Below are 6032 nucleotides of genomic sequence, written 5' to 3'. Positions count from 1 at the left end.
AGGTTCACCCCGCACAGTCGTGCGGCCGCCAGGGCGGCCAAAGCATTGCGGGCGTTGTGCTCCCCCGTGAGCGACCACTCCACCACGCCGTCCTCCTCGTCCTGCTCACGGCTATACAGCACCTGAAAGCGGCTGGCGTCGGCATGCTCCAGACGCAGCTGCCACTGGCTGTCGGACTCGCTGCCAAAGCGAGTGACCGGGCTCCAGCTGCCCATGGCCAGCACACGATCCAACGCGGGCTGCTGGTCAGCCACCAGCAGGTGCCCCTGGCCTGGCACGGTACGCACCAGATGGTGGAACTGGCGTTCGATGGCGGCCAGGTCGGGAAAGATATCGGCGTGGTCGAATTCGAGGTTGTTCATCACGGCGATCGTCGGGCGGTAGTGCACGAACTTGGAGCGCTTGTCGAAAAAGGCCGTATCGTACTCGTCCGCCTCGACCACGAACGGTGCTGCTGCGCCTCCTAGCCTGGCCGACACGCCAAAGTTGCGCGGCACACCGCCAATCAGAAAGCCGGGCTCCAGGCCTGCGCTCTCCAGCAGCCAGGCCAACAGACTGGCCGTGGTGGTCTTGCCGTGGGTGCCCGCCACGGCAATGACCCGGCGGCCCGGCAGCACGTACTCCGCTAGCCACTGGGCACCCGAGGTGTAGCGCAGGCCGCTATCAAGCAGCGCCTCGACTTCCGGGTTACCGCGCGAGAGAGCGTTGCCCACCACCACAAGGTCCAACGGGCCCTGCAGGTTGTCGGCGCGATACCCCTCCATCAGCGTGATGCCCGCCTCGGCGAGCTGAGTGCTCATGGGCGGATACACGTTCGCATCCGACCCACTCACCTCGTGCCCCAACTCTCGGGCCAACAGCGCAAGACTGCCCATAAAGGTGCCGCAGATACCAATCACATGTAAACGCATGGGCGAGCGCTCCTTCCATGACCCTGACAACGGACTGAAATATCAGCCTAAATGCATACATTAGGGGAAAGATTATCATGCCCGGGACGCCAGCTCATCTGGTTCCCTTCGCGACACCCGGTATCAGGGCAGGAAAGTGACAACGGGTGGCTTTTGATGCAGGATGCGGCACCTATCATGCCTTAAACACCCCGCTGCGCTGGCGAGAGGAGCTTTTATCATGCGCATTATCGTTCGTTACTTTTTCCGAGGCCTTCGCGTGCTGCTGGCCCCGGTGATGCTAGTGTCGGAAAAACTCTCCACGCCGCGCTCGGTGGAGCGCAGCGCCGAGGAGCAGGCTGAGGTCGACGCGGCCTGTGAGGCATTGGCGCTGTATCAGTTTCGTAGCTGCCCTTTCTGCATCAAGGTACGCAAGGAGATGGCGCGGCTTGGCTTGAAGATCGAACTGCGCGATGCCCAGTTGGATCCAGACCACAAGCAGGCCCTGCTGGAAGGCGGCGGCAAGGTCAAAGTGCCCTGCCTGCGCATCGCCCATGAAGACGGTCGTGAAGAGTGGCTGTATGAGTCCGATGCGATCAATCGCTGGCTGCATCAGCGCTTTGGGGCCTGATTTGGTGCCTTAGCACCTGCCACCTCAGAATTCGACCTTGCGCGCCGTGACATCGAATTCGATAGCCAGGCTGACTCCCTCTTCCGCAAGAGGGTCAGCCTCCGGGCTATGCTGTAGCGCCAGCAGCCCCTCGAGGGTGCCCTGAAGATGTAACCAGCTGCCTTCGCGCTCCACCCGAGCAAGCACCACGGTCAGCTCGTCATAGCTGGCCGTGTAGTACGGCGGGTGAACGGCATCGCCGATCAGGTGCAGCACTCGGGCATTGGTCAGCTGCTCGTCGGCCAGAATCAACTGAATGACCAGCGCGTCTCGGGCCGCCCACTTCTCCGGATCCCGGTAGCCGGTCATCTCCACCACCCAACGGTCTCCCTCTTCGATGAACGTGGCACTGGGCTCGCTGCTGAGATCGAGGACGAACCACTGCTGGTCCTCTCCATCCAGCGTCCCTGTGATCCCTGCAGCTGGCTCGCTGGCAGCCGCCCAGCCTGTCATGGCCAGCAAAACAGTCATTAGTAACGGTTTAACACCTTGTATTTTCATTATCTTTCCCTTGTGGCTTACCTGCCGGGCACTTTTGAACGGCCGCATGATCACGACTTTAGTCTTACAACAGATGCCGTGGCGGCCGCGCCAGCCCCGATCATTCAGTAGATGAATGAGGCCTGTCATTATTTCGATTGTGTGTCACAACCACCTGTCTCTATGTTGTCAGGATAGCTTACGAGCTGACCGTGTCTGTTTTGTGGATGGGCCATCCGTCGACAAAACGAACAATAAACAATACACATGGGAACGATCATGACGCTGAAAAAGACACTACTGGCCACTGTCGTGGGTGCTGCCATGGCAGGCACCGCACTACTGCCCCTGACTGCCAGTGCAGAAACCCTGCGCATCGGTTACTCGGCCGACCCTGAAACCCTCGACCTGCACGAACAGCTTTCTGGCGGTGTCCTGCGCTTCTCGCATTTGTCATTCGACCCCCTGGTGCGCTGGACCAAGGACTTCCAGTTCGAACCGCGTCTGGCCACCGAGTGGCAACAAATCGACGACACCCATGTACGCATGACCCTGCGTGAAGGCGTTACTTTCCATTCCGGCAATCCGTTCACCGCCAAGGACGTGGTCTGGACCATCGAGCGTTTGAAAGAGAGCCCGGATTATCGCGCCATTTTCGAGCCGATCGCCAGCGCCGAAGCGGTCGACGATTACACCATCGAAATCACCACCACCGAACCCTACCCGCTGCTGTTGAACCTGGCCACCTACATCTTCCCCATGGATAGCGAGTTCTACACGGGTGAGACCGATGATGGCAACGACAAGGCGGAAATCGTCAAGGCAGGCAACTCGTTTGCATCGCGTAACGTTTCCGGCACCGGGCCCTTCGTGGTCACCGACCGTCGCCAGGGCGTTCGCGTCGACTTCGAACGCTTTGAAGACTACTGGGACACCGAAAGCGAAGGTAACGTGACCAGCATCGTGCTGACGCCGATTGCCGAAAACGCCTCCCGCGTGGCGGCCCTGCTGTCCGGTGGCGTCGATTTCATCGATGCCGTACCGCCCAACGACCTGGACCGTGTGCGCGATGCCCAGGGCGCCAATCTGGTTGAAATCCCCGGCACGCGTATCATCGGCTTCCAGCTGAACGAAGAGCGTGTCGAGGCATTCCAGGATGCACGCGTACGTCAGGCCGTCGACCTGGCCATCAACCAGGAAGGCATCGCCGACCGCCTGATGCGTGGCTTTGCGACACCGGCGGGCCAGTTCTCACCGGAAGGCTACTCCGGCTATAACCCGGACCTGGTACCTCGTTACGATCTGGAGCGTGCTCAGGAGTTGATGGCGGAAGCGGGCTACGAAGAGGGCTTCAGCGTCGACATGATCGCCCCGAACAACCGCTACGTGAACGATGCGCAGATTGCCCAGGCCGCAGCCAACATGCTGGCGCGTATCAACATCAACGTTAACCTGCGCACCATGCCGCTGGCCCAGTACTGGCCGGAGTACGACACGCGTCAATCCGACATTGCCATGATCGGCTGGCACTCGGACACCGAAGACACCGCCAACTTCTTCCAGTACCTGTCGTTCTGCATCGACACCGAGAGCGGTGCCGGTCAGTACAACTACGGCAGCTACTGCAACGAAGAAATCGATGCGCTGGTAACCCAGGCCGACAGTGAGACCGATCTGGAAAAACGCGGTGAAATGCTGCGTGAAGCCGAAGCCATGCTGTACGAAGACGTTGGTTTCATCATGCTGCATTGGCAGAACCTGGCCTATGCCGCCGCTGACGGCATCGACATCGAGCCGGTGGTCAACGCCACCGACTTCCCCTACCTGGGCGATCTGGTGATTACGCGTTAATCACCCCTTAACGACATAACCCACGCAAGGACGCTTCGCTCTCCAGGATTCTGGAGGGCGAAGCGTCGTGCATGACGCGACCCGCCGGGCAGCGTCATGCCTTGCCCTGATGTTTAGTGAAACTTTCCACACAGGTGGCGTACGCCATGATTGCTTTTTTAATCAAGCGGCTGATGCACGCAATATTGGTGATGTTTGTCATCAGTGTACTGGCCTTCGCCATCCAGGATAACCTGGGTGACCCTGTACAGCAGATGGTCGGACAGTCGGTCCCCGAAAGTGAACGTGAAGCCATTCGCGAACGGCTGGGGCTCAACGACCCCTTCCTGGTGCAATACGCACGCTTCGCCAGAAACGCCCTTCAGGGCGATTTCGGCTACTCCTATTTCTACCGTGAACCGGCGCTGGAGGTGATTGCTCGCCACTTGCCTGCTACCCTCGAGCTGGTGTTCGCGGCCACGCTGATCATCGTATTGTTCTCTGTTCCCATTGGGGTATACAGCGCCATCAAACCGCGCTCGCCCATCTCACGCTTTTTCATGGGGGCCTCGATCATCGGCATTTCGATACCGGTGTTCTTGACCGCCATCGTGTTGATCCAGATTTTCTCCATCGGCATGACCGTCTCGCTGTTCCCGGAGGGCACCGCTTGGGGCGCCTGGCTGAACGGTGCGCTCTCCACTCAGGGCAACATGCCCTCTTTTGGCCGGGGTTACGATCTGGTTCATGTGGTCGGCCACTGGGAAACCAACCTGGTCACCTGGGATGGCATCAAGCACCTGGTGCTGCCTGCGGTCTCGCTGGCCTCCATCATGCTGCCGCTGTTCATCCGCCTGATCCGCGCCGAAATGATGGAAGTACTGCAATCGGAGTACGTGAAGTATGCCCGCGCCAAGGGTATTTCCATGCGCCGGGTCTACTTCGTGCATGCGCTGAAAAACACCATGCTCCCGGTGATTACCGTGGGGGGCGTTCAGATCGGCACCATGGTGGCGTATACCATTCTGACCGAAACCGTGTTCCAGTGGCCGGGCATGGGACTGATGTTCCTGGATGCCATCAACCACGCCGACATTCCGCTGATCGTCACTTATCTGATGATCGTCGGGGTCATTTTCGTGGTGACCAACACCATCGTGGATTTGATCTACGGCTTCGTGAATCCCACCGTTAAACTGACTGGTAAGCCCGCATGACAACGTCCACTCCTCCCTCAGCCCCCAGCCGCTGGGAGCGCTTGCGCGACTCTTTCCTGTGGTACAGCTTCAAGCGCGACCGTACCGCTCAGCTCTGCCTGGCCGTGTTCATCTGCCTGGTGGTGGCGGCCTTCGCGGCGCCACTGCTGGCCCCTACCGACCCCTACGACCTGCGCCAGATCGACATCATGTCGTCGGAACTGCCGCCGTTCTGGATCGACGGAGCCGACGATCGCTACACCCTGGGCACCGATGCCCAGGGGCGCGACCTGTGGTCGATCATTCTCTACGGCACGCGGGTATCGCTGCTGATCGGCTTTGGCGCGGTGGCACTGCAAGCCCTGCTGGGCGTGACCTTTGGCCTGATGGCCGGTTATCTGGGCGGGCGAGTCGATGCCTTCCTGATGCGCCTGGCAGACATTCAGCTGTCGTTCTCGACGCTGATGGTGGCCATCGTGGTCGGTGCCGTGGTGAAAGCCACCATGGGCAGCGCCTTCTACAGCCAGTACGCCGTGCTCATGCTGATTCTGATCATCGGACTCGCCGAATGGCCGCAGTATGCGCGTACCGTGCGCGCATCGGTGCTGGCAGAGAAGAACAAGGAGTACGTGGACGCCGCCCGCGTCATGGGGCTGCGCAGCCGACGCATCATGTTCCGTCATGTGCTGCCCAATACCCTGTCGCCGATCTTCGTCATCTCCACCGTTCAGATCGCCAACGCGATCATCTCCGAAGCGGCGCTGTCGTTTCTGGGGCTGGGCATGCCGGAAACCCACCCGTCGCTGGGTTCGTTGATCAAGGCGGGCTTCGACTACATTCAATCCGGCTCCTGGTGGATCACCATGATGCCCGGCGCGGTATTGGTGGTGCTGGTGCTGTCGATCAATCTGCTGGGCGACTGGCTGCGCGATGTCATGAACCCACGACTGTATAAAGGCTGAAGAC

General features: G+C 60.1%; 6 protein-coding genes. 4 read left to right on the top strand and 2 right to left on the bottom strand.

Features of this window, described 5'->3' with window-relative positions:
• Positions 1 to 911, bottom strand: a 911-nt coding sequence (gene mpl / locus B7L72_RS04790) for a UDP-N-acetylmuramate:L-alanyl-gamma-D-glutamyl-meso-diaminopimelate ligase (RefSeq protein ID WP_081193105.1), incomplete at its 3' end; no start/stop codon positions are given.
• A 220-nt stretch (positions 912 to 1131) separates the two neighbouring features.
• Between mpl and B7L72_RS04785 the strand changes: the two genes are divergently transcribed.
• Positions 1132 to 1521 carry a glutaredoxin gene (locus tag B7L72_RS04785; RefSeq protein ID WP_081192889.1) on the top strand — a complete coding sequence of 130 codons (390 nt, stop codon included), beginning with the start codon at positions 1132 to 1134 and terminating at the stop codon, positions 1519 to 1521.
• Positions 1522 to 1545: 24 nt separating this feature from the next.
• On the opposite strand, the gene B7L72_RS04780 is transcribed toward B7L72_RS04785, so the two are convergent.
• Positions 1546 to 2061, bottom strand: coding sequence for a hypothetical protein (locus tag B7L72_RS04780; protein ID WP_139788444.1), 516 nt, complete (start codon positions 2059 to 2061; stop codon positions 1546 to 1548).
• 258 nt (positions 2062 to 2319) lie between these two features.
• On the opposite strand from B7L72_RS04780, the gene B7L72_RS04775 reads away from it, so the two are divergent.
• The 3 genes from B7L72_RS04775 to B7L72_RS04765 all read left to right on the top strand — a co-directional run bounded on the left by B7L72_RS04775 (position 2320) and on the right by B7L72_RS04765 (position 6028).
• Positions 2320 to 3891 (top strand): ABC transporter substrate-binding protein, encoded by a 1572-nt coding sequence (locus B7L72_RS04775; RefSeq protein WP_081192885.1) that lies wholly within the window; start codon positions 2320 to 2322, stop codon positions 3889 to 3891.
• A 146-nt stretch (positions 3892 to 4037) separates the two neighbouring features.
• Positions 4038 to 5087, top strand: coding sequence for an ABC transporter permease (locus B7L72_RS04770; protein WP_081192883.1), 1050 nt, complete (start codon positions 4038 to 4040; stop codon positions 5085 to 5087).
• Positions 5084 to 6028 carry an ABC transporter permease gene (locus B7L72_RS04765; RefSeq protein ID WP_026001722.1) on the top strand — a complete coding sequence of 315 codons (945 nt, stop codon included), beginning with the start codon at positions 5084 to 5086 and terminating at the stop codon, positions 6026 to 6028. The genes B7L72_RS04770 and B7L72_RS04765 overlap by 4 nt, the downstream gene beginning before the upstream one ends.
• The last annotated feature ends 4 nt before the right edge of the window (positions 6029 to 6032 follow it).

Source organism: Halomonas sp. BC1, from assembly GCF_002078135.1.
GTDB lineage: Bacteria > Pseudomonadota > Gammaproteobacteria > Pseudomonadales > Halomonadaceae > Vreelandella > Vreelandella stevensii.
Note: the sequence above shows the minus strand (reverse complement) of the source record. Positions and strands in the feature narration are given on the sequence as shown.

Excerpts from the sequence above, each read along its gene's own strand:
- B7L72_RS04785 (WP_081192889.1), top strand. The coding sequence starts at position 1,132 with ATGCGCATTATCGTTCGTTACTTTTTCCGAGGCCTTCGCGTGCTGCTG.
- B7L72_RS04780 (WP_139788444.1), bottom strand. The coding sequence starts at position 2,061 with ATGAAAATACAAGGTGTTAAACCGTTACTAATGACTGTTTTGCTGGCC.
- B7L72_RS04775 (WP_081192885.1), top strand. The coding sequence starts at position 2,320 with ATGACGCTGAAAAAGACACTACTGGCCACTGTCGTGGGTGCTGCCATG.
- B7L72_RS04770 (WP_081192883.1), top strand. The coding sequence starts at position 4,038 with ATGATTGCTTTTTTAATCAAGCGGCTGATGCACGCAATATTGGTGATG.
- B7L72_RS04765 (WP_026001722.1), top strand. The coding sequence starts at position 5,084 with ATGACAACGTCCACTCCTCCCTCAGCCCCCAGCCGCTGGGAGCGCTTG.